At 70.4% G+C, this 22,578-nt stretch carries 22 protein-coding genes; 14 read left to right on the plus strand and 8 right to left on the minus strand.

The window, feature by feature from the left end; genetic code table 11:
* Window positions 1-3: 3 nt before the first annotated feature.
* Both ACFFCA_RS15125 and ACFFCA_RS15130 read right to left on the minus strand, forming a co-directional pair.
* A complete protein-coding gene (locus ACFFCA_RS15125) occupies window positions 4-1,248 on the minus strand; it encodes a sarcosine oxidase subunit beta family protein (protein ID WP_375486217.1) in 1,245 nt (414 codons plus the stop codon).
* A complete protein-coding gene (locus ACFFCA_RS15130; RefSeq protein WP_375486219.1) occupies window positions 1,245-3,707 on the minus strand; it encodes an FAD-dependent oxidoreductase in 2,463 nt (820 codons plus the stop codon). Before ACFFCA_RS15130 ends, ACFFCA_RS15125 begins: the two co-directional genes overlap by 4 nt.
* A 50-nt stretch (window positions 3,708-3,757) precedes the next feature.
* On the opposite strand from ACFFCA_RS15130, the gene ACFFCA_RS15135 reads away from it, so the two are divergent.
* On the plus strand, window positions 3,758-4,549 hold the full coding sequence (locus ACFFCA_RS15135) for an IclR family transcriptional regulator (RefSeq protein ID WP_375486221.1): 792 nt from the start codon (window positions 3,758-3,760) through the stop codon (window positions 4,547-4,549).
* 11 nt (window positions 4,550-4,560) lie between these two features.
* Here the strand turns inward: ACFFCA_RS15135 and ACFFCA_RS15140 are convergent, their stop codons facing one another.
* From ACFFCA_RS15140 to ACFFCA_RS15150, 3 genes are read right to left on the minus strand one after another with little or no spacing between them, the layout of a single operon-like run.
* Window positions 4,561-5,745 carry an aromatic ring-hydroxylating dioxygenase subunit alpha gene (locus tag ACFFCA_RS15140; protein WP_375486223.1) on the minus strand — a complete coding sequence of 395 codons (1,185 nt, stop codon included), beginning with the start codon at window positions 5,743-5,745 and terminating at the stop codon, window positions 4,561-4,563.
* Window positions 5,742-6,944, minus strand: a complete 1,203-nt coding sequence (locus ACFFCA_RS15145; protein ID WP_375486225.1) for an NAD(P)/FAD-dependent oxidoreductase — start codon at window positions 6,942-6,944, stop codon at window positions 5,742-5,744. Before ACFFCA_RS15145 ends, ACFFCA_RS15140 begins: the two co-directional genes overlap by 4 nt.
* Window positions 6,941-7,288 carry a bifunctional 3-phenylpropionate/cinnamic acid dioxygenase ferredoxin subunit gene (locus ACFFCA_RS15150; RefSeq protein ID WP_375486227.1) on the minus strand — a complete coding sequence of 116 codons (348 nt, stop codon included), beginning with the start codon at window positions 7,286-7,288 and terminating at the stop codon, window positions 6,941-6,943. The genes ACFFCA_RS15145 and ACFFCA_RS15150 overlap by 4 nt, the downstream gene beginning before the upstream one ends.
* Window positions 7,289-7,582: 294 nt before the next feature.
* Between ACFFCA_RS15150 and ACFFCA_RS15155 the strand changes: the two genes are divergently transcribed.
* The 5 genes from ACFFCA_RS15155 (at window position 7,583) to ACFFCA_RS15175 (ending at window position 11,740) form a co-directional block, all read left to right on the plus strand.
* Window positions 7,583-8,590: an ABC transporter ATP-binding protein gene (locus tag ACFFCA_RS15155; RefSeq protein ID WP_375486229.1), complete on the plus strand. Its 1,008-nt coding sequence runs from the start codon at window positions 7,583-7,585 to the stop codon at window positions 8,588-8,590.
* A 4-nt stretch (window positions 8,591-8,594) separates the two neighbouring features.
* A complete protein-coding gene (locus ACFFCA_RS15160; RefSeq protein ID WP_375486231.1) occupies window positions 8,595-9,329 on the plus strand; it encodes an ABC transporter permease in 735 nt (244 codons plus the stop codon).
* 7 nt (window positions 9,330-9,336) lie between these two features.
* Entirely contained in the window at window positions 9,337-10,146 is an 810-nt protein-coding gene (locus ACFFCA_RS15165) for an ABC transporter permease (protein ID WP_375486233.1), read from the plus strand.
* A complete protein-coding gene (locus ACFFCA_RS15170; protein WP_375486235.1) occupies window positions 10,146-11,156 on the plus strand; it encodes a glycine betaine ABC transporter substrate-binding protein in 1,011 nt (336 codons plus the stop codon). Before ACFFCA_RS15165 ends, ACFFCA_RS15170 begins: the two co-directional genes overlap by 1 nt.
* Before the next feature lie 89 nt (window positions 11,157-11,245).
* On the plus strand, window positions 11,246-11,740 hold the full coding sequence (locus ACFFCA_RS15175; RefSeq protein WP_375486237.1) for a DUF1992 domain-containing protein: 495 nt from the start codon (window positions 11,246-11,248) through the stop codon (window positions 11,738-11,740).
* Between the two features lie 31 nt (window positions 11,741-11,771).
* Here ACFFCA_RS15175 and ACFFCA_RS15180 read toward each other — a convergent pair whose 3' ends face one another.
* A complete protein-coding gene (locus ACFFCA_RS15180; RefSeq protein ID WP_375486239.1) occupies window positions 11,772-12,218 on the minus strand; it encodes a DUF1810 domain-containing protein in 447 nt (148 codons plus the stop codon).
* Between the two features lie 55 nt (window positions 12,219-12,273).
* Between ACFFCA_RS15180 and ACFFCA_RS15185 the strand changes: the two genes are divergently transcribed.
* The 6 genes from ACFFCA_RS15185 (at window position 12,274) to ACFFCA_RS15210 (ending at window position 18,635) form a co-directional block, all read left to right on the plus strand.
* A complete protein-coding gene (locus ACFFCA_RS15185) occupies window positions 12,274-13,494 on the plus strand; it encodes an MFS transporter (protein ID WP_375486241.1) in 1,221 nt (406 codons plus the stop codon).
* Window positions 13,495-13,752: 258 nt separating this feature from the next.
* Complete coding sequence (locus tag ACFFCA_RS15190; protein ID WP_375486243.1) at window positions 13,753-14,457, plus strand: hypothetical protein; 705 nt, start codon at window positions 13,753-13,755, stop codon at window positions 14,455-14,457.
* An 84-nt stretch (window positions 14,458-14,541) separates the two neighbouring features.
* Complete coding sequence (locus ACFFCA_RS15195; protein WP_375486245.1) at window positions 14,542-15,942, plus strand: hypothetical protein; 1,401 nt, start codon at window positions 14,542-14,544, stop codon at window positions 15,940-15,942.
* Window positions 15,939-16,805, plus strand: a complete 867-nt coding sequence (locus tag ACFFCA_RS15200; RefSeq protein ID WP_375486247.1) for a hypothetical protein — start codon at window positions 15,939-15,941, stop codon at window positions 16,803-16,805. Before ACFFCA_RS15195 ends, ACFFCA_RS15200 begins: the two co-directional genes overlap by 4 nt.
* A gap of 258 nt (window positions 16,806-17,063) precedes the next feature.
* The gene (locus ACFFCA_RS15205; RefSeq protein WP_375486249.1) at window positions 17,064-17,657 is read left to right on the plus strand and encodes a hypothetical protein; all 594 of its coding nucleotides are present in this window, start codon (window positions 17,064-17,066) and stop codon (window positions 17,655-17,657) included.
* Between the two features lie 42 nt (window positions 17,658-17,699).
* On the plus strand, window positions 17,700-18,635 hold the full coding sequence (locus ACFFCA_RS15210) for a hydroxymethylglutaryl-CoA lyase (RefSeq protein WP_375486251.1): 936 nt from the start codon (window positions 17,700-17,702) through the stop codon (window positions 18,633-18,635).
* Between the two features lie 32 nt (window positions 18,636-18,667).
* Here the strand turns inward: ACFFCA_RS15210 and ACFFCA_RS15215 are convergent, their stop codons facing one another.
* Window positions 18,668-19,120 (minus strand): YiiD C-terminal domain-containing protein, encoded by a 453-nt coding sequence (locus ACFFCA_RS15215; RefSeq protein WP_375486253.1) that lies wholly within the window; start codon window positions 19,118-19,120, stop codon window positions 18,668-18,670.
* 36 nt (window positions 19,121-19,156) lie between these two features.
* Here ACFFCA_RS15215 and ACFFCA_RS15220 point away from each other — a divergent pair, with 36 nt between their 5' ends.
* Entirely contained in the window at window positions 19,157-20,122 is a 966-nt protein-coding gene (locus ACFFCA_RS15220) for a carbohydrate kinase (protein ID WP_375486255.1), read from the plus strand.
* Here ACFFCA_RS15220 and ACFFCA_RS15225 read toward each other — a convergent pair.
* Window positions 20,097-20,900, minus strand: a complete 804-nt coding sequence (locus tag ACFFCA_RS15225) for a hypothetical protein (protein WP_375486257.1) — start codon at window positions 20,898-20,900, stop codon at window positions 20,097-20,099. The two genes, ACFFCA_RS15220 and ACFFCA_RS15225, sit on opposite strands and share 26 nt — an antisense overlap.
* 140 nt (window positions 20,901-21,040) lie before the next feature.
* On the opposite strand from ACFFCA_RS15225, the gene ACFFCA_RS15230 reads away from it, so the two are divergent.
* Window positions 21,041-22,492, plus strand: a complete 1,452-nt coding sequence (locus ACFFCA_RS15230; RefSeq protein WP_375486259.1) for a hypothetical protein — start codon at window positions 21,041-21,043, stop codon at window positions 22,490-22,492.
* Window positions 22,493-22,578 lie beyond the last annotated feature (86 nt).

Below are 22,578 nucleotides of genomic sequence, written 5' to 3' on the forward strand. Positions count from 1 at the left end.
CCATCAGTGGGCCACCGCGGCGGCGCCGTGCTCGTCGACCAGCGCGCCGGTCGTGAACCGCTCCAGGGTGAACGGCGCGACGAACTCGTGCGGCTTGTCGTGGGCGATGGTGTCGGCGAAGCACCAGCCGACGCCCGGCGTGGCCTTGAAGCCGCCGGTACCCCACCCGCAGTTCAGGTACAGCTCGTCGACCGGCGTCTGCCCGACGATCGGAGACGCATCGGGAGTGACGTCGACGATGCCTGCCCAGGTGCGCAGCAGGTGGGCACGGGCGAAGACCGGGAACAGCTCCAGCGCCGCGGCCATCTGGCGCTCGATGATGTGGAACGCGCCGCGCTGGCCGTACCCGTTGAAGCTGTCGACGCCGGCGCCCATGACCAGCTCACCCTTGTGCGCCTGAGACACGTACACGTGCACCGCGTTCGACATGACCACCGTCGGGTGCACGGGCTCGAGCAGCTCGGACACCAGCGCCTGCAGCGGGTGCGACTGCAACGGCAACCGGATACCTGCCATACCTGCGAGTACGGACGAGTGGCCGGCCGCCGCGAGGGCCACCTTGCCGGCGGCGATGGGTCCGCGGTCGGTCTGCACGCCGACGACCCGACCGCCCTGCACGTCCAGGCCGGTGACCTGGCAGTTCTGGATCAGGTCGATGCCGTACTCGTCGGCGCGGCGGGCGAAGCCCCACGCCACGTAGTCGTGCTTGGCGATGCCCGCCCGCGGCTGGTACGTCGCACCCATGACGGGATACCGCACGTCGGGCGAGGTGTTGACGATCGGGCACAGCTCCTTGACGCCGGCCGCGTCGACCCATTCCGCGTCGACGCCGTTGAGCCGGTTGGCGTTCACCCGGCGCACCGAGTCGCGCACGTCCTGCAGCGAGTGCGCGAGGTTCAGCACGCCGCGCTGGCTGAACAGGATGGGGTAGCCGAGGTCGTCCTCGAGGCCCTCCCACAGCTTGAGCGAGTGCTCGTAGATGGCCGAGCTCTCGTCCCAGAGGTAGTTGGACCGGATGATGGTGGTGTTGCGGGCCATGTTGCCGCCGGCCAGCCAGCCCTTCTCGAGCACCGCGACGTTCGTGATGCCGTGGTTGCGGGCCAGGTAGTAGGCGGTCGCCAGCCCGTGCCCGCCGCCGCCGACGATCACCACGTCATAGGACTTCTTGGGCTCGGGATTGCGCCAGAGGAAGTCGGGCTGCTCGGGCAGCGCCTCGGGCCGGCTCGGCTCCGCCAGGTGGCTGCTCATGCCCGGATGCGGGTCATGTCGGGGTCGACCAGCGGCTCGGCCGAGACGACGGCGGGCACATCGCGATCGAAGTAGCGGATGGTCAGCGCGGTACCGACGGCGGCGTGTTCGACCGGCAGCCAGGCGTAGGCGACACCACGGCCGATGGTGTAGCCGTACGCGGCGCTCGTGACATACCCGATGGTACGGTCACCCGCGAGCACCGGCTCCTTGCCCAGGACGTGGTCGGCCGGGTCGGTCAGCGTGAGGCAGGTCAGCGCGCGGCCGACGTTGTCCTTGCGCTTGGCCACGGCCTCCCGCCCGACGAACTCCTCCTTCTCCAGACGCACCGCGAATCCCAAGCCGGCCTCGTAGGGGTCGTGCTCGAAGGTCATGTCGGTGCCGAAGGACCGGTAGCCCTTCTCGAGGCGCAGGCTGTTGAACGCACCGCGACCGGCGGCGATCACGCCGTGTTCCTGGCCCGCGTCCCACAGCGCGTCCCACAGGGCCGCACCGTGGTCGGCGCTCGTGTAGAGCTCCCAACCCAGCTCGCCGACGTAGGACATCCGCAACGCGGTGACCGGCACCGTGCCGACGTCGAACCGGGCGGCACGGAAGTACTTCAGACCGGTAGCAGAGATGTCGGCGTCGGTGAGCGGCGCCAGCACGTCACGGGCCCGCGGGCCCCACAGGCCGATGCAGCACGTACCTGGCGTGACGTCACGGACCTGCACCGAGCCGTCGGCCGGCAGCCGACGCGAGAGCCAGTCGAGGTCGAGGTGGCCGTTCACGCCGATCTGGAAGCTGTCGGCCGTCAACCGGGCGACGGTGATGTCGCTGCGGATCCCGCCGTCGTCGTCGAGCAACAGGCAGTACGTCACCGAGCCGACGGACTTGGCGACGTTGCCGGTGACCAGCCGCTGCAGGAACTCCACCGAACCGGGGCCGGTGACCTCGAGCCGCATGAGCGCGGTCATGTCGTACATCGCGACGCGTTCCCGCGTCACCTGCGCCTCGGCGGCGACGATCGGCGACCAGTGCTGCGCCGCCCACGCGTCCGGCTCGACGATGTCGCGGCCCGCCACCAGGTCGGCGTTGGCGTCGTACCACTGCGGCCGTTCCCAGCCGTTGGCCTCGAGGAAGTACGCGCCCAACGCCTGCTGACGGGAGTAGAAGGGTGACGTCCGGATCGGCCGCAGGTCCACCGCCGGCTCCAGCGGATGCAGGATGTCGTAGACCTCGTCGAAGTTCCGGCACGACCGGGCCATCACGTACGCCGGCGCGAGCTGGTGCTCGACGAAGCGGTTGAGGTCGCACTCGTGCAGATCGAACGACGAGCAGTACCCGTCGACCAGCAGCTCGGCCACGGCACGCCCGACCCCGGCGGAGTGGGTCACCCACACGGCCTCGGCGACCCAGAACCCCGACACCGTCGGCGATTCGCCGATGAGCGGCAGGTTGTCGGTGGTGAACGAGAACAGCCCGTTGATGCCGTCGGCCACGCTGGTCTCGCGTGTCGCCGGCAGGAGGGCCTGCGTCTCGGCCCACGCCGGCTCGAAGTCGGCCGGGGTGAAGTCGAGAACCGACGGCATGGGCGTGCTCGCCTCCGCGGACCAGGCCGCGATGTCCTGCGCACGCACCGGCATCGCCTTGTGGCCGTAGTAACCCACGACCAGCCGCTCGCCGTCCTCGCGGTAGTAGAGGTCCTCGTCCTGGTGACGCAGGATGGGCAGCGTCGCCTCGCGGGCCGCGCCGGCCAGGGCGGGCACGGGGCCGGTGCGGGCGAGCTGATGGGCCAGCGGCACCAACGGCAGGGTGAGGCCGACCATCGCGGCCACCTTCGGCCCCCAGATGCCCGCACAGCACACCACGACGTCGGCCGGCAGCTCCCCGTGGTCGGTGACCACCCCGGACACCCGGCCGTCGTCGACGGTGATGGAAAGGACCTCGTGGCGCGGCAGCAGCACCGCTCCGCGGGCGGCGGCCTGACGGGTCTGCGCGTCGACCGCGCGCACGGCCTTGGCCAGACCGTCGGTGGGGATGGACAGGCCGGCGAGGACGCGGCCGCGATCGAGCAACGGGTACGCCGCCGCCGTCTCGTCCGCGGACAGGATCCGCGACTCGACGCCCGCCGCGGTGAGCCAGCCGTGCCGCCGCCAGAGCTCGCGCTCGCGCTCCGGGGTGGTCGCGATCTCGAGGCCGCCGACGGGCAGGAAGCACGGCTCGCCGTCGACGTCGAGGCCGTTGAGCTTGTCGACGGTGTAGCGCGCGAGCTGCGTCATGGTGCGCGAGCTGTTGGCCTGGAAGACCAGGCCCGGCGCGTGCGAGGACGAGCCGCCGGGCGCCGGCAGGTCGCCCTGATCGACGACGGTGACGTGCGTCCACCCACGCGCGGTGAGCTCGTCGGCCAGGGCCGCGCCGACGACGCCGGCGCCGATGATGACGACGCGGGTGTCGGCAGGACGGTCGTACGTGGTCATCGGGACCGCCTCGATTTCGTGCAACGTTGATCAACCCATACGGTGCTGGCGTGAGTGGTGACGGCGGTTCGGCCCGCGGTGAGTCGGGTGGCCTGCAGTCCGTCGACCGCGCCCTGAGCGTCCTGGAGATCGTCGCCCAGTCGGTGCAGGGAGCCACCGTCGGAGACGTCGCCGCCGAGCTGGGCGTGCACAAGTCCACCGCGTCGCGGCTGCTGAGCACCCTGGAGGGCCGCGAGCTCGTCGAGCAGGTCGGTGAGCGCGGCCGGTACCACCTCGGGTTCGGCGTCCTGCGGCTGGCGAGTGCGGTGCTGAGCCGGCTGGACCTGGTCAGCGAGGCACGCGAGGTGCTGCGGGACGTCGCCGTGACGGTCGGCGAGACGGTCAACCTCGCCGTGCTGCGCTCGCACTGGGCGGTCAACGTCGACCAGGCCCGCGGCCTGGCCGCGGTCGTCGCGCAGAACTGGACCGGTCAGCTCACGCCGTTGCACGCGACCTCCAGCGGCAAGGTGCTGCTCGCCCACGAGAGCCCGGCGAGCCGTCAGCTGCTGCTCGACTCCGGTGGTCTCGCCCGTTTCACCCGCTACACGCACACGTCGCGGCCGGCGCTGCTGACCGAGCTCGACCGCATCGTGGAGAGCGGCTACGGGGTCGCGCTGGAGGAGTACGCGGAGGGGCTGAACGCCGTGGCGGCGCCGATCCGCAACCACACCCGGGCGGTGGTCGCGTCCCTCAGCGTGTCGGGGCCCGCGTTCCGGCTCGACCGGCGGCGCATCGACGCCATCGTGCCGGACGTGCGCGAGGCGGCGCGACGCGTCTCCGAACGCCTCGGCCACGTCGAGTGATGCGGTGACGGTCACGACGGCACCGTTCCGGCGTCGTCGGTGAGGTGGGCGCGCAGCCAGTCGTGGAACCCGGCGATGTGGTGCTCGCTGGGCACCAGCACCCCGCCCTCGGCGTAGAGCCGCGACGACATCGCCGGCTGGCAACGCTCGCAGGCCTCGAAGTCCTGCCGGTTGACCCGGTCGAACAGCTCGACCGAGCGGTCGAGGTCGGCGCCGGACTCGACCACCGAGGGCAGGTAGAGCCAGTCGCACTCGACGACGGTGCGGTCGGGCGCGAGCGGGAACATCCGGTGGACGATCACGTGGTCGGGCACGAGGTTGACGAACACCTGCGGCTTGATGGTGATCGCGTAGTAGCGGCGGTCCTGCTCGACCGTCACCCCGGGCAGCCGTTCGACGCCGGCCGACCCGTCGACGGTGAAACCGTCGACCTCCGCCCCGAACTCCGCACCGTGGCCGACGTAGTACTGCGCCGCGTATCCGTCGGCGAACTCGGGCAGCACCTCGGTGAGCTCGGGGTGGATCGTCGCGCAGTGGTAGCACTCCATGAAGTTCTCGACGATGAGCTTCCAGTTGGCCGCGACGTCGTAGCTGATGCGCCGGCCGAGCTCGAGCCCGTCCACGGCGTAGGCGTCGATGGCGGACAGCTCGCCCAGCCGCTCGGTGACCTCGCGCTGCACGGTGTCCTCGAACGAGGGCGGCCCCCCGTCGGCGTCGGTCGCCAGGCACACCCAGACGTAGCCGAGCCATTCACGAACGGCCACCCGGACGAGGCCCCACTCGACGCGGTCGACGTCGGGCATGCTGGTGAGGTTCGGCGCGGCCAGCAACGTGCCGTCGAGGTCGTAGGTCCACGCGTGGTACGGGCACTGGAAGGCGCGGCGGACCTGGCCCGCCTCCTCGGTGCACACCCGCGCGCCACGGTGCCGGCACACGTTGAGGAAGGCACGGATCTCCCCGCGCCGGTTGCGCGAGACCAGGACGCTCTCGCGGCCGACCTGCACGGTGCGGAACGCGCCGGGGGCGTCGAGGTCGCCTGAGCGGACGGCGCAGAACCACATCCGCTCGAAGACGCGCTGCTGCTCGAGCGCGAAGACGGTCTCGTCGGTGTAGTAGAGCCCGGGCAGCGTCCGCAGCAGGCTCTCGGGCAGTACCTGGCCACCTTCGGGACTCGTGCGGGGACCTCCGGGACTCATGCGGGGACCTTCGAGACGGCAGCGTCGTGGCGGGCAGCGAGGTGCTTGCGCCAGCGCATGAACTCGCGGCTGCGACCCAGCGCCAGTACGGCGATCGGGTCGCCGTCACGGCGGTAGACGGCGAGGAAGTCGCGCTCGTCCAGCGAGCCCTCCTCGACGGTGACCTGGTCCGCGCCCGATGGGTGCCCGGCGACCTGCAGGGTCAGCCCGTACTGGTGGGACCAGAAGTACGGCGGGCGGGCCGGGCGCCGGGTCGTCCCGGCCGTCAGCAGCGTGGCGGCGGCCACCGCGCCGCGCTCCTTGGCGCTGCTCCAGTGCTCGAGCCGGTGGTGACGTCCCAGGGCGTGGTCGAACCAGGTGGCGCAGTCGCCGACGGCGACGACACCCGGCAGGTCTGTGGCCCCGAACGCGTCGCAGGCCACGCCTCCGACACCGTGGGTCAGGTCGAGACCGCTGCCGGCGAGCCAGTCGACGTTCGGGACGACCCCCATGCCGAGCACCACGACGTCGGCGTCGACGACGCGGCCGTCGGCGAGCTCGACGCCGGTGACCCCGCCGCGGCCCGACCCGGCAGCACGCAGTCCGCTGACCGCGACTCCCGAATGCAGGCGAACGCCGTGCGCGCCGTGCAGCCCCGCGACGACCGCGCCCAGTTCGGCGCCCAGGGCGCCGCTGAGCGGGGCGGGCGCGGCCTCCAGCACCGTGACGTCCACGCCGAGCCCGTGGGCGGTCGAGGCCACCTCGGCCCCGATGAACCCGGCGCCGACGACGACCAGCCGGGCGCCGGGGACCAGGTCGGCCCGCAGGGCGATCGCGTCGTCGAGGGTGCGCAGCGTGTGGACGTGGTCCGGGACCACCGCCCACGGGCGTCGGGGCCGGGCACCCGTGGCGAGGACCACCCCGTCGCAGACGAGCTCGGAGCCGTCCGCGAGACCCACCGAGCGCCGGGCACGGTCGAGACCGACCGCCGCGATGCCGGTCCGCCACTCGATGTCCAGAGCCTCGTCGTCACCCAGCAGGTCGAGGTCGGCGCGGTCGGCCGTGCCGGCCAGGAAGGCCTTCGACAGCGGCGGGCGGTCGTAGGGGAAGTGGGCCTCGTCGCCGACGACCACCAGTCGGCCGTCGTAACCCTGGGCGCGCAGGGCACGGGCCGTGGACACCCCGGCCAGGGACGCCCCCATGACGCCGATCGTCCTCATGCGCGTTCCTGGGCGACGTGCGGTGGCAGGTTCGGCGCCTCGGTCGAGAGGGTGAGGAAGACCTCCCCGTCGACGACCGTCACCTCGTGCGTACGCACCGGTCGCTTGGCCGGCGGGGCGTCCACCCGCCCGGTCCGCAGGTCGAAGCGCGAGGCGTGCAGCGGGCACTCGACCTCGCAGCCCTCGAGCCAGCCGTCGGCGAGCGAGGCGTCCTGGTGACTGCAGGTGTCGTCGATGGCGAACACCTCACCGTCGTCGGTGTGGAACACGGCGACGGCAGGCTGCAGGTCGATGCGCAGCGCCTCGCCGCGTGCGACGTCGTCCAGAGCGCAGACCCTGATCATCGGACTACCTCGCTCACTGCGGGAGAACCCTGCGGGCTATAAGTCTCAAACCCTACGACCGCTATTGCGCAGGGAACAATGACGTTGCGCTGACTGCAACTATTCGGCGTGTCGCTAACGAGGTGGTTAAGCAGTGACGAAGTCGACTCATTCGATAACGGTGCAGTCACGGGGGCAGAACGATCACGGCAACGGCCCGGCCGGCAGCTATAGTCGGGCAACTTTGCGACCGAGAGAGGTACGGACGAAAGTGAACGAATCGAACATCCTGCGCGCATCAGAGGCCCTCGCCCGGTGAGCAGTCCCAGCGCGGCCCCGCTGGAGTTCCAGAACGTCACCAAGCGATACGTCGGTACGGAGACGCCGGCCATCGGCGATCTCAGTTTCACGGTGCCCGCGGGTGAGGTCTGCGTTCTCGTCGGCCCCTCCGGTTGCGGCAAGACGACCGCGATGCGGATGGTCAACCGGATGATCGAGATGTCCGGCGGCGACATCCTGCTGGGCGAGAAGAGCGTGAACGCCCAGTCCGAGGTGACCCTGCGCCGCGAGATCGGCTACGTCATCCAGAACGTCGGGCTGTTCCCGCACCTCACGATCACCAACAACATCGGCACCGTCCCCAAGCTGCTGGGCTGGGACAAGAAGCGGATCCGCGACCGCTCGGCCGAGCTGCTCGAGCTCATCGGCCTGCCGGCCGAGATGGGCAAGCGGTACCCGAGCCAGCTCTCCGGTGGCCAGCGCCAGCGCGTCGGGGTCGCCCGCGCGCTCGCCGCGGACCCGCTGCTGATGCTGATGGACGAGCCGTTCGGGGCCATCGACCCCATCAACCGCGACAACCTGCAGAACCAGTTCCTGCGCCTGCAGCGCGACATCCGCAAGACGATCGTCTTCGTCACCCACGACATCGACGAGGCGATCAAGATGGGCGACCGCATCGCGATCCTGCGCGAGGGTGGCGAGCTGGTGCAGTACGACACCCCCGACAACATCCTGGCGGCGCCGGCCGACGACTTCGTCGCCCAGTTCGTCGGCGCCGACCGTGGCCTCAAGCGGCTGGCCCTGTCGCGGCTGTCCGACATCGACCTCGACCAGGGTGCCGACGCCGGCGGCCACGGCCAGACCATCTCGGTCGACGCCACGCTGCGCGACGCGTTGTCGCTGATGATGACCGACTCGCTGCGGCCGCTGCAGGTCCAGAACGGTGAGGGCCAGCGGGTCGGCTTCGTGTCCATCGAGCTGATCAACCAGGTGCTGCACCGCGGCCGGACGAACACGGTCGCGCCCGACCTGGCGAAGGGCTGACGCAGTGGTCGCCGCGACGATCGCGCTCGCTGACGGGCCGGTCATCCCGACCTTCGGCACGACGTCGAAGTGCGTCAAGGACAACGACACCTTCTGCACCGACTGGCTCAAGACGAACTGGAGCCCGGTTCTCAAGCCGGCGCTGATCCAGCACATCGAGCTGACGCTGATCGCGCTCGTCATCGGCTTCGCGATCTCGTTCACCCTTGCCGTCGTGGCCCACCGTCAGCGGTGGTTGGCCGCCCCGGTCACCTTCCTGGGCAGCCTGCTCTACACCGTCCCGTCGTTGGCCGCCTTCGAGATCCTCGTGCCGATCACCGGCATCAACCGGCTGACGGTGGAGCTGGCGCTGGTGTCGTACACGCTGCTCATCCTGTTCACCAACACCCTGGCCGGGCTGGCCGGTGTGTCCCCGGAGGTACTCGACGCCGCCCGCGGGGCCGGCCTGACCGACGGTCAGATCCTGCGCAAGGTCGAGCTCCCGCTCGCGCTGCCCACGATCATCGCCGGCATCCGGGTCGCCGCCGTCACGCTCGTCTCGCTCGTCACCGTCGTCGCCTTCGTCCTGCCGCAGGGGCTGGGCAAGCCCATCTTCGACGCGCTGAACAAGGGCAACTTCAACACCGAGTTCATCGCGGCCGGCACGCTGTGCGTCCTGCTCGCCCTGGTCGCGGACGCGCTGCTCGCCGGTTCGCAGCGCCTCGTCACGCCGTGGGCCTCGGCCCGGCGGAGCAGGTGACCGGCCGGTGAGCAACAACTTCGTCAAGGCGTTCAGCTTCCTCAACGACCGCCACACCTACGTCGTCAACCGGTTGGTCTCCCACATCGAGATCTCGGCCGAGGCGGTGGCGATCGCGATCGTCATCGGGGTACCGCTGGGGATCCTGCTCGGGCACCTGCACCGGTTCTCGTTCCTGGCCATCAACGTCTCGAACATCGGCAGAGCCCTGCCCAGCCTCGGTGTGCTGGCCCTGCTGCTGCCCCTGGTGGGCATCGGCGAGACCGACGTCATCATCGCGCTCGTGGTGCTCGCCGCCCCGCCGATCCTGACCAACACCTACGTGGCCATCGACCAGGTGGACGCGGACACCGTCGACGCGGGGAAGGGCATCGGCCTACGCCCGTGGCAGGTGGTCACGAAGGTCGAGCTGCCGCCGGCGCTGCCGCTGATCTTCGCCGGCATCCGCACCGCCACCGTGTTCGTCATCGCCACCGCCACGCTGGGCGGCATCTTCGGCGGCGGCGGCCTCGGCGACATCATCTCCAACGAGGCCTCCTACGGGGCGGCCGGCGTCATCGGCGCGTCCTACGTGCTGATCGTGCTGGCGTTCGTCTCGCAGGGCCTGTTCCTGTTGATCGAACGGCTGGTCACGCCGGCCGGCATGCGCATCTCGTCCGGTCGTGGCCGACGTCGGTTCGGCTCGTCGACCCAGACCAAGACGATCGTCGCCGCCGGCGGCGGCGACGCTCTCGAGTCCACGTCGGACGACGAACAGAACTCGACCGAAAGCGACGAGAACCCGTCGCTGCAACTCGAAAAAGGGAGATCCACCTGATGAAGAAGAACAGAGCGCTGACCCGGATCGCCGCTCTCGGCGCGGGTCTGGCCCTGGCTGCCACCATGGCGGCGTGCGGTTCGAGCGGAGGCGGCTCGGGGAGCTCCAAGGGTGCAGGCGCCTCGGGTGCGGGGTCGGCGTCGGCCAGCTCCGGCGGCGACACCACCGACTACCTCAAGACCCAGCCGGGCAAGGGCAAGTCGTTCATCCTCGGTGACAAGAACTTCGCCGAGCAGTACCTGCTCGGTGCGCTCTACCAGCAGGCGCTGCAGGCCGCGGGGTACAACGTCACGCTGAAGGGCAACCTGGGCAGCTCCGAGATCGCCGACAAGGCCCTGCAGTCGGGCAAGATCGACGGCATCCCGGAGTACACGGGTGTCATCTACACCGAGCTCGCGAAGCTCGGTGACCAGCCGAAGAGCGCCGCGATCACCCTCGCCGGTGCCACCAAGTACGAGAACGGTCGCGGGTTCGCCGTGCTCAAGCCCACGCCGTTCCAGGACGCCGACGGGTTCGCGGTCAACAAGTCCTACGCCGAGAAGAACGGTCTGAAGACCATCGGCGACATGAGCAAGGTGGGCTCGTTCACCTACGGCGGCCCGCCGGAGAACGCCACTCGCTTCCAGGGCGTCAAGGGCCTGAAGCAGGCGTACGGCCTGAACAAGATCCAGTTCAAGCCGCTCACCATCGGCACCCAGTACCAGGCCATCGACCAGGGCAAGATCAACGCGATCGCCATCTTCACGACCGACGGTCAGCTGGCCGGCGGCAAGTACGCGGTGCTCACCGACACCAAGGGCATCTTCGGGTTCCAGAACGTGGTCCCGGTGATCAACCAGAAGAAGCTGGCCCAGATGGGCCCGGCGTTCACCGCGATCTGCAACAAGGTCAGCTCGCTGCTCACGACCAGCGCGATCATCGCGCTGAACAAGGCCGTCCAGATCGACCAGAAGGAGCCGGCCGTCGTCGCCAAGGCGTTCCTCCAGGCGAACGGGCTCGTCAAGAAGTAACTGCACGACCACCATCGACGCCGGTCGACCCTCCGCGGGTCGGCCGGCGTCGCTGCGTCTGGCGGCCGCGCCGTCGTAAAATCGACACGGTGACCACCCGCAAGCCGTCGGACATGTCGGTCCCGGACTGGGTCGAGCTGCAGATCCGCGACGCCGAGCGCGCCGGCGCCTTCGAGAACCTGCCGGGCGCCGGGCGACCGATCCCGGGTCTCGGGCAGCCGCAGCACGAGCTGGCGTGGGTGGCGGCCTACCTGCGTCGTGAGGACACCGACATCACGACGGTGCTGCCGCCCGCACTCGCGGTCGCCAAGGAGGTCGAGACGCTGCCCGACCGCCTCGTCCGCGAACGCAGCGAGGTGCGGGTCCGCGAGATCGTGGCCGAGCTCAACACGCGCATCGACGTCGAGCACGCCCGTCCGCAGACCGGCGTCCCGTTCCGGGTCAAGCGGGTGCCGGTGGAACCGGCGGTCGAGCAATGGCGCGCCCACCGGGCCGCGCTCGACGAGGTACGTGCCGCGGCGGTCGCGGCCGAGACCTCCCCCGAACCGCCCGCCCGTCCGCGCCGGTGGCGCCGCCGCCGCTGATCGCGCTGCACCTCGCTCCGTACGAGGTGCGTCAACGACCAGACGATTGTTCCTCGAGGATCGCCACCGTGGCCGGGTCCTCGGCGCCGTCGAAGAACTTCGCGAGCACGACCGCGAACACCGGCTCGGCGCTGTCCGCGTGCAGGAACAGCGTCATCGACGAGCGCAGCTTGACCGCGTCGACGTCACCGAACACCACCGGTGCGCTGCGGCCCGTCAGCTCGGTGAGCGCCGTCGCGCTCTCGAGCAGCCGCGGGCCCAGCACGTCGTGGGCGAGGTAGGCGCGCGCCTCGGCCAGCGACTCGAGCGCGAAGTACTGCGCGGTCGCGCTGTGGCCGAGCCCGGCCACCTGGGGGAAGACGAACCACATCCAGTGGGTGACCTTGCGCCCGGCGCGCAGTTCGGCAAGGGCACGTGCGTAGGTGCCGCCGTCGTCCTGGGCCGTGACGAAACGGTGCAGGTCGGCTCCGATGCTCACCCGGACAGCCTGCCCGCATCAGGTGCGTCTCGATCGTCCGGCCATGATGGAGCCCGTGCCCACGCCCCGGACGGAACGTGCGGCGTGGGTCCGGGCCGCAGTCGCCATGTTCGCCGTCGGCTGGGGCGCCAACCAGTTTGCGTCGCTGCTGCTGGCCTACCGCGAACACGCCGGCGTCTCGGCCGGCGCCGCGGACGCGCTGTTCGGCAGCTACGCGGTCGGGCTCATCCCCGCCCTGCTCATCGGCGGCCCGCTGTCCGACCGCTACGGACGCCGCCCGCTCGCCCGGTGCGCGGTCGTCGTGTCGATCGTCGCGTCCGGCGTGCTCATCGCCGGCGTCGACGGGCAGGTGTGGCTCTACGTCGGCCGGTTGCTCGCCGGGCTGGCCTCCGGTCTGGTCTTCGCGCCCGGGACGGCCTGGGTCAAGGAGCTGTCGGCGCGGGTGCCGGACGGCGCCGACGCCGGCGCCCGCCGAGCCGCGATCGCGCTGTCGGCCGGGTTCGGGCTCGGCCCGTTGGCGGCCGGCGCGGTGTCGCAATGGGCACCGGGTCCGCTCGTGACGCCGTACCTCGTGCATCTCGTCGTGATCGTCGCCGCCGGCACCGTCGTGTGGACGGCACCCGAGACGGTCACCCCACACCGCGGATCGGTGTGGGCTCGTGTCGTCGTGCGGTCGGCTGCGGCACCGCGCTTCCGCGGTGTCGTCGCCCCGCTCGCCCCGTGGGTGTTCACCGCGGCGTCGATCTCGCTCACCGTGGGGCCGGCCCTGGTCAGTGCCCACACCGGTTCCTTGAAGGTCGCGTTCGCCGGATTGCTCGCCGGCCTGACGCTCGGCACCGGCGTGCTCGTCCAGCCGTTGGCCCGTCGCCTGGATGCCGACGACGACGTGCGCACCATGACCGTCGGTCTCGCCGCGTGCGTGGCGGGGTGCGCGGTCGAGGCGATCACTGCCGTCACCGGTCAGCCGTTGTTCGCCGTGGCCGCGGGCCTGCTGCTCGGAGCGGGCTACGGGTTCTGCCTCGTCGCGGGGCTGCTTGAGACCCAACGCATCGCACCGCTGGACGAGCTGGCCGCTCTCACCGCGGTCTACTACGCGCTGACCTACCTGGGTTTCGCGGTACCGATCGTGCTGGCCGGCCTGCACGGGTTCGCGTCGTACCGCGACCTTCTGCTCGCCGCTGCGGCGCTGGCCGCCCTCACCCTCGCCGTCGTGCTGATCAATGCCCGCCGGACCGCAGCCGGTTTGGGTGCGTCCGAGGCCGCCTCCCGCCGTTGATGACGCCGACCCGCTCGTCGTAGGTCGTCGGCCGACGCCAGGCTCCTGGCCGATTCCGACAACGCGGCGCGAACGCCGCAGGTCATCGTGTCTCTCGGTCTCAAAGTCCCGACGTCTCGGGATCAAAGTCTCTCGCCGACGCCATCATCCCGCCAAAGGTCCCGACTCTTTACAGAGACTTGACGTGCCCACTCCGCGTCAGTCATTGTTTTCTCAACCAAACACGAACTTCACTTCCACCCGAAAGGAGCCGGTCCCATGACCGACTCGGCCACCCCGAAGCCCCGCCGCATCCGCTTCGTCCCGCTCGCCTGGATCAGCGGCGTGCTCGCGGCCGGCCTGCTCGTGCTCGGCGCATCCGGCACCCTGTCGAGCTGGACCGCCGCCATCCTGAACAACAACAACAACACGGTGGCCACCACCAACGCCGTCGTCCTGCAGGAGGTTGCGACCGGCGCGAACCCCACCGTGTACGCCGACTGCCAGTCGTCGAACAGCGGGTTCACCAACACCTCTACGTGCACGGAGATCAACAAGTACGGTGGCACCACGACGCCGCTGGCCCCGGGTGGATCTCAGGCGTCCTCCGTCACCCTGACCAACATCGGTTCGGGCCCGGCGAGCAAGCTCATCCTGTCCGCACCGGCAAGCAGCTGCTCGCAGACTCCCGCAGCCGGCAGTGTCAGCACCGGGAACCCTGCGAACCTCTGCCTTGCCACGGCTACCGACCTCAACCTGGCTGTGAGCTGCGTGGACGGTTCGTCCGCCTCGGCCACCGGCGCATACACCGACCTGGCCTACAACGGGGCCGCGAGCGCCTTCACGTCCAAGACGCACACCGCGACCATCGCCAAGAATGCCTCGATCACCTGCACCTTCACCGTGTCCCTCAGCGCCACCGCTTCGCCCCTCGACGGCGGGATCACGGTCACCCAGGGCCTGCGGTGGGAGCTCGACGCCTGAGACACCGCTTGATGTACGGCGGCCTTGCGGGCAACCGCAAGGCCGCCGGCCACGTAGAACCAGCCCCCCACCAGGAAGCCAGGCATGGACCTCTCGCGCAGGATCACCAGGACGGCGACGTCCCTGTTCCTAGCCGCGGTCGCGCTGGTCTGGCTGAGCACGTCGGGAACCCTCGGCGGGTTCACCAAGGCCTACCTGAACAACACGAACAGTTCGGCCCGGACGGCAAAGCTGGCCATCACGAACAGCGCTGGCGGCAGCGGCTGCACCGCGACCGCGAGCGGCGCGACCGTCCCCACCGCATGCACCGACTCGCTGTATCCGGCCTCGGCCACCACGGCCGGCGCGGCCGGTCCGACGAATTCCATCACCAACAGCGGCACCGCGCCGGCCGCGGCGATGGTCTCGAGCTACAAGGTGGCCGGCTGCGGCGTGGTGTACGGCGCAAACACGGTGAGCGCCGGCGCGAACGGCATCATGTTCCCCCGCAACGGCGCCGCGTTCGTCGCGGGCAGCGGCAAGTTCGCCAGCAACGGCCTGCTCCTCGACGGCTCGACAGGTTACGCGGCCAGCGCCACGGCCAGCACCGAACCGACGAACAGCGGTTCGTTCACCACCAAGAACTACGGGCTGGGCATCTGGTTCAAGACGACGTCGACGTCCGCCAGCCCGCTGTTCAGTTTCAGCGCCAGCCCGCTCGTCGACACGACGATGACATCGGATCGAACGCTGTACCTGGACGCGGCCGGAAAAATCGGGTTCGTGCCCGAGTCCGGTAAGACCACGACTCCGGGCCTCGGCAGCGGGGTGTCGCGGTACAACGACGGCGCTTGGCATTTCGCCTACGTGGCGATCGCCGCCAGCATCGTCAGCTACTCGATCACGGTGTCGGTCGACGGCAAGTCCGCTAGCACCGGAAGTGCGAACTATCCCGCAGCTCTTGACAGTTACTCCGGATACTGGCACCTCGGCTGGGCTCCCAAGGCACCCGCCGCCGGCTATTTCGCCGGGTCGCTGGCCGGGTTCGTCGTCGATGATGACGGATCCGCACCGACGGGCGTCGTGGCGACACCGACGACCTACAGTTTCGATTCCGCACCGACCGAGCAGTGGAATCTGTCCGACTCGGGTGGCTCGTTCGACGGTGCTACGGTCAGCGGCGTCTACACGGCCAGCTATCCATCCGGTACCACCAACCCCTGCGCGACTGTGAACATCAGCTGGACCATGGCGAACCCACCAGCCACGGTGTTCCCCGGGTCGCCCACCTTGGCGTCGCTGCCCTCGTCCGGCTCGATTGCCGACCCCGAGCCCAACACCTCGCAGAGCTCGACCATCACGCTGAGCCACGCGTCGACCATCAGCCCCAACCTCGCCGGGCTGATCATCTACGCGCCGATCGTGGCCACCTATACCACCGGCTCGTGGCAGGTTTCCTTCATGTGGAACGCACCGACCGCCGGGTCGACGTTCGTGATCCGATGACCGGGACGACCGCAGCAGGTACACCTGCGCACCGCTTCCGGGTGCGGCAGGTGCTGACGGGCGCCCTGCTGCTGGTGGTGCTCGGCTTCACCGCGTTGGTCGGCTACTGGGTCGCCACGGGCGGCACCTGGTTCGTCGTCCGTACGCCGTCGATGGGCACCGCGGCGCCGGTCGGGACGCTGGTGTGGGTCAAGCCGGTGTCGCCGCACGACCTGCACGTCGGCGAGCTGATCACCTTTCATCCGCCCGGCTCGAAGGAGACCTACACGCACCGCATCCACGCGATGCACGCCGACGGCACGATCACGACCAAGGGCCAGATCACGTCACCCGATCCGTGGCGCATCACCCCGCGCAACATCGTCGGCGCGGTGCAGATGCGTTGGTGGGGGATCGGCTGGCTCGTCCGCGCGGCCCCGCTGCTCATCCTGGGCGGGCTGGCGGTGTGGTTCCTCGCCACCCGGCTGGCGACGGTGCGGTGGCGACAACCCGTGGCGGTGCTCGGAGCCTCGCTCGTGCTGTCGGCCGGCGTCATCATCTACCGGCCGTTGACGGGGGCGGTGGCGCTGTCCCTGGCGCCGCACGCCGGTGGCGCCCGGGCCTCGTACGTGTCCACCGGCCTGCTGTCACTGCGGCTCAGCGCACCGAGCGGTGCTCACGCCGACATGCGCCCTGGTCAGATCGGTACCGTCGTCTCGACGCACGTCCGCAGTGACGGGAAGTTCCCGGTGACCCTGCAGCCACACATCCCACTGTGGTTCTGGGTCGCGATCGTGCTCGCGTGCCTGCTCCCCGCGCTCTGGACCACAGTGCGAGGCCCACTCGGGACCGCACCGGGCCCGGCGCTGCAGCCTGCCGGCTGACCACGCAGCGCAATCAGATCTGCGACGATCTGTAACCGATATCATCGCCTGATCAGCCGACGGCATCGGCTCCGTGGGGTCGGCTGGCCTTACTCTCGCCTCCGTCGCGTCCGAAATGTTCGCCTTTCTCCTGACGACTCACGCGAATCGACGCGGCGTGGACAGCAGCGGGACCAAGGTCCCGGTTGCGTGTTTCAAAGGTCCCGATAGCGGGCATTACCTCACAGTCACTTAACACCAGTGGCAGGGGAGGTAGTCATGACGATCATCGGTACCGTTCTCGCCTCAATCGTCGCCGGCGGCAAGGCACTCACCGTCGCGGGCGCCTCGGCGCTGACCCTGGCCGCCGCCCTCCACGCGGGCACCGCCTCGGCGACCCCGACCGACGCCCCGTCCATCGCCCTCTCGCAGCACACGGGCGGACGGATCGAGCACTGCGAGAGCCAGGCCACCGAGATCGACCCGGCCGGATGTGCCGGCATCGACCTGCTCGGTGGCGCCCCGCTCGCCCCCGGCGCGTCGCACACCAGCGTCGTGGTGGTCCGCAACAGCGGGCACTCCTCCCTCGGCAGCCTCGAGCTCACCGCAGCTCCGTGCACGTCGCGAGCCGTCCGGCTGTGCTCGCTGCTGCACCTGCGAATCACGGAGAGCCCTACCGCCCGCGGCACCCAGACCACGCTGGTCGACCTGCCCCTGGAGGGCCTGCACACCCGGGCGCTGCACCTCATTGCCCCCGGCAGCCCCGGCCAGACGCGCACCGTCCGCTTCACCGTCACGCTCGACCGACGCACGCCGATGCACCTGCTCGGCGCCTCCGTGGCGACGCCGGTCAGCTGGCAGGCCGCGCACTGACGAACCCTTCGCGCCGATCGGCCCGCGGCGGATAATGGACACATGACGTCGCTCGCCCTGCCCACCGGTATCGACATCCGCGAGGTCGGCATGCGCGACGGGCTCCAGCTCGAAGCGCCCGTCCCGCTCGACGACAAGCTGGCCATGCTCGAGGCCCTCGTCGCGACCGGCGTCCGCCGTATCGAGGTCACCAGCTTCGTCTCGCCCAAGGCCGTCCCGGCGCTGGCCGACGCCGACGAGGTCGCCAAGCATCTGGGGTCGTGGCCGGACGTGCACTGGTCGGCGCTCGTGGCCAACACCCGCGGGGCCGTCCGGGCGGTCGACGCGGGCGTCCCCGATCTCGAGTACGTGGTCTCGGCCGCCGACTCGCACAGCCTCGCCAACGCCGGCCGTCCGACCGACGACGCCGCCGCCGCGATCGGCGAGATCGCCCGGCTCGCCCACGACGCCGGCGGCAGCCTCGAGGTCATCGTCGCCACCGCCTGGGACTGCCCCTTCGACGGACGCACGGACCCGGCCCGCACGCTGGACGTAGTGCGCCGGGCCGCGGAGCAGGGGGCCGATCAACTCTGTCTCGGCGACACCATCGGCACGGTCACGCCGCGCCGGGCCGTGGACCTGCTCGACGCGGTCCGCGACGCGGCCCCCGGCCTCGAGGTCGGCGCGCACTTCCACGACACCCGCGGCACCGGACAGGCCAATGCGCTGGCCGCCGTACAGGCCGGCGTGCGCCAGCTGGACGCAAGCATCGGCGGCCTCGGCGGCTGCCCGTTCGCACCGGGTGCCAGCGGCAACATCGCCACCGAGGAACTCGTCTACTGGGCCGAGGACTCGGGCATTGCGACCGGCCTCGACCTGGACGCCCTCGTGGCGGCCGCCCGCGTCACCGAACGCGCCGTCGGGCACCCGCTGCCCAGCTCGCTGGCCCGCGCCGGCGGCCGGTCGGTACCGCTCGGCCCGTACCGGCCGTCGGCCTGACCCACCTGGTCGCGCACGTCCGACGAGCCGGGTCAGCGCCCGAAGGGCCGGATCTGGTAGTCGCCACGGGTCCGCGCCACGACGACGCCGGCGTCGTCGGTGACCTCCGCGACGAGCTCGAAGTCCACCTTGGCATCGGGCGTGGCGGCCGATCTGATGGTCGCGATCTCGTCGTCGGTCAGGGACGTGGTGGCGGTGAGCGCACCGGTGCCCGGCTTGAGGAAGTCGATGGTCATCGACTTGACCAGCGGGTAGTGGGTCGTCGCGTCGAAGGTGGCGAGGTGCAGGGCGCCGCCCAGGGTCTCGGCCACCGTGAACGTCACCCCGGCGTAGATGACGCCGAAGTGGTTGCCGTTGCCCTCGAAGGGGACCTGGGCGCGCGCCAGGCCGGGTCGCAGTTCGAGGAAGCGGACCCCCATGTTCCAGGCGACGGGGATCGTGGTCTGCAACCTGGTGTTCGCGGCGTCGACCACGGATTCGCTCATGGGTCGGGAGCCTAGCCGCGCGTAGGCTCTGCGCCCGTGACGAGCACGCGCGGGCCGGTCATCGGGGTGCTCGGTGAGGCGCTCATCGATCTGGTCGAGAACGGCGACGACGAGCCACGCCTGGCCCGTCCCGGCGGCAGTCCCTACAACGTGGCCATCGGGCTCGCCCGGCTCGACCGCCACGCGGCGTTCATCGGCCGCCTGTCGCAGGACCCGCTCGGCACCCTGCTGCGACGGCACGCAGAACGTTCGGACGTCGACCTGACGCTGACCGTCCCGGCCCGCGAACCGACGACCGTCGCGCTCGTCGACCTCAGCGCGGGCATCGCCGACTACACCTTCGGCATCGACGGCACGGCCGACTTCGTGTTCACCGACGCCGAACTCGACCGGGTGCCCGCGACGGTGGACGCGCTGCACTTCGGATCGCTGACGTCCTGGACCCCGCCCGGCGACGCGGCCGTCGAGCGCCTGGTCGGTGCTCTGCACGGCCGGTTGCCGATCAGCTATGACCCGAACGTCCGCCCGAGGCTGCAGACCGATGCGCGGCTCGCTCGGGAGCAGGTCGAGCGGTCGCTGGCGTTCGCCGATCTGGTCAAGACCAGCGAGGAGGACGTCGCCTACCTCTATCCGCGGCGCGCTCTCGACGACGTCGCCCACGACTGGCTCGACCGCGGACCGAGCGTCGTGGTCGTGACCCGGGGCGGCGACGGCGCCTCGGGGTACTGCGCGGGCGGCGGCGTCGCCCGCCCGGTGCGCAGCATCGCCATGGTCGACACGGTGGGCGCCGGCGACGCCTTCATGACCGGACTGCTCGACGGTTTGGTGGCCCGGCAGCAGCTGAACACCGACGGTCTCGCGGGTCTCACGCCGGACGGCCTGGGCGAGCTGCTCGACGACGCCGGGTGGGTCGCCGCGATCACCTGCGCGCGGGCCGGCGCGAACCCGCCGCGACGGGCCGAACTGGACGCGGCGCTCAGGCAGGGCCTTCGGATGTCGTGACGCCGGCGTCACCCGTCGGGTGCGGATAGCGACGGTGCCCGGCGTCGAGCACGAAACCGACGAGAACGCCGGCGACGATAGCGGGGATCCATACCCAGATCAGATGGTGCACGGTCAGGTTGCCCATGACGGCGAGCACGACGACGTACACCGCGAACGGCACGACGATCGCGGCGATCGCACGGGCCCGCACGTCGCCGTGGCGCTTGATCAGGGCGAGGTCGTGACGGGTCGCGTGGCCGCCCGTCCGCGCGGGCTTGCCCTCGCGGCCGGCATCGGAGCCGGGGGAGGGCACGGCTGGGTCGTCGGTGACAGATTCGGACGGCTGCGGACGGGGCCGGTCGGCGCCGCCGGTGACCGGCGCGATCTTGGCGGTGGTCTCCTCGGGCAGGGCGCGGTCGTGCCGGGCGATGTCGGCGAGCCGGATCTCGGTCGTCGGGGCGTCGTGCCGGGGGACCTGCTGGGCCGACGACTCCTCCGGCCCCTGCTCGTCCGCCTGCTGCGGCTCGTCGGGCGCGCCCGCGTCGAACGCGTCGTGCAGGACGGACAGGCCGTCACCGTGCTCGGGCTCGGGCTGCTCGGGCTCGGGCTGCTCGGGCTCGGGCGGCGCGTCGTCCGCGCCGTCCGGCGACGGAGCGGTCGCCGCGGGGTCGCCGTCGCGGGAATGGCGCCCGCTCTCGCGCTCCGCGACCGCAATGCCGGCGCCGTCGGGGTCGACGCCGGGCTCGGCGAGGTCTGCGCTCTCGTCGGCGTCGTCGGGTGCCGAGTGCCGTCCCATTACGTCAGTCTTGCAAATCGGCGCTGGAGCGAGCGGCAGCGCGCCGCGTCCGTTTAGACTCCCGCCACGTGATCGGCACCGATCACGCTCCGCGTCCTCGTGGGTTGGGAGTCGCCGTGCGGCGTCGAGTGCACCGTTGGGTGAGAGCCACCGCCATCGCCGGGGTCGCGGCGCTGTGCCTGAGCGGCTGCGCGTCGGCGCTGACGGGTGAGCCCGCCGCCGTCAACGCGCCGAACTCGAACCTCAAGGTCATCGGCAGCGATTCGAGCAGCAGCTTCGACCAGACGGTCAAGAACGCGCTCAGCGACGTGATGGCCTTCTGGAAGACGGAGTACCCCAAGGTGTCGGGCGGGAAGCCGCTGGAGCCGCTCAAGGGCGGGCTCTACTCCGTCGACGGGTTGAAGGTCGCGACCACGGGCGAGGTCACCGGTCCTGCATCGCAGGAGGGCTGCATCAAGCGCAGCTCCAGCTTCATCGTCGACAACGGCGCCTTCTGCATCATCGACGACTCGATCGCCTGGGACCGTGCGCAGACCCACTTGTTCGCACAGCTCGCCAAGCAGTACGGCAGCCTGATGGTGGCGCTCATCTTCGCCCACGAGTTCGGCCACGCGATCAGCTACCGGCTCGGCGTCTTCGACCGCTCGCCGCGCCTGCAGACCATCTACACCGAGTCGCAGGCCGACTGCGCGGCCGGCGCCTGGGCGGCGTCGGCCCTGAAGCGGCAGTCCGCGCACTTCGTCGACACCACGCCGGAGAAGCTCGACAACGCGCTCGAGGGTTTCCTCGACGGCCGTGACCAGACGCCCGGCACAATCAACGAGATCTCGCACGGCAACGGGTTCGATCGGCTGTCGGCGCTCGCCGACGGGCTGCAGAACGGCGTCAAGTACTGCTACTCGGACAACTACTTCAAGCGTACGTTCACCGAGCGCCCGTTCAACGACCCGGCGGACTACGCCGCGGGCGGCAACCAGCCCCTGAGCGACGTGATCGACACGAGCAGCAGCAACGGGTTCGTGGCCGACCTCAACCGGTTCTGGAAGGCGGCCGGCAAGACGATCAACAAGACGTTCAAGCCGGTCTCGCTCAAGCAGGCCGACCACCCGAAGTGCGGCGGCACCCCGTCGAGCGAGTTCGGCTACTGCCCGAGCGACAACACCGTCTATTTCAGCAACAGCTTCGCCCGCGCCGCGTACTACAGCCTGCCCGGTGTGCAGTTCGACGAGGACAACGGCAACGTCACGCTGGTCTTCAACCAAGCGGCCGACTACGCGCTGGGCGAGCTGATCTCGGTCGGTTGGGGCCTGGCAGTGCGCCACCAGTTCTTCGGCGCGGACATGGACTCGACCAAGGCGTTGAACGCCGCGGTCTGCTACAGCGGCGCGTACGCCAAAAACGTCAACGTGCCGGCCGGGACAGCGGGACACAACTTCTACCTCTCGCCGTCCGACCTCGACGAGGCGGTGTCTGCGCTGCTCGACCTCGCCGGGCAGGACCGCGCGTTCGGGGCACGCGGCACCACCGGTCTCGACCGGATCCAGGCATTCAACCGCGGCTACAAGCAGTCGCTCTCCTCCTGCAACTACTGAGACTGTCTCCCGGCACGTCTCTGATCAGACGGGAATGGGCGTCTGGGTCGGGTCGATGGTTCTGGGTGGGGTCCATTGGGGTCGGG

It is taken from the genome of uncultured Jatrophihabitans sp. (assembly GCF_964252635.1).
Taxonomy (GTDB): domain Bacteria; phylum Actinomycetota; class Actinomycetes; order Mycobacteriales; family Jatrophihabitantaceae; genus Jatrophihabitans.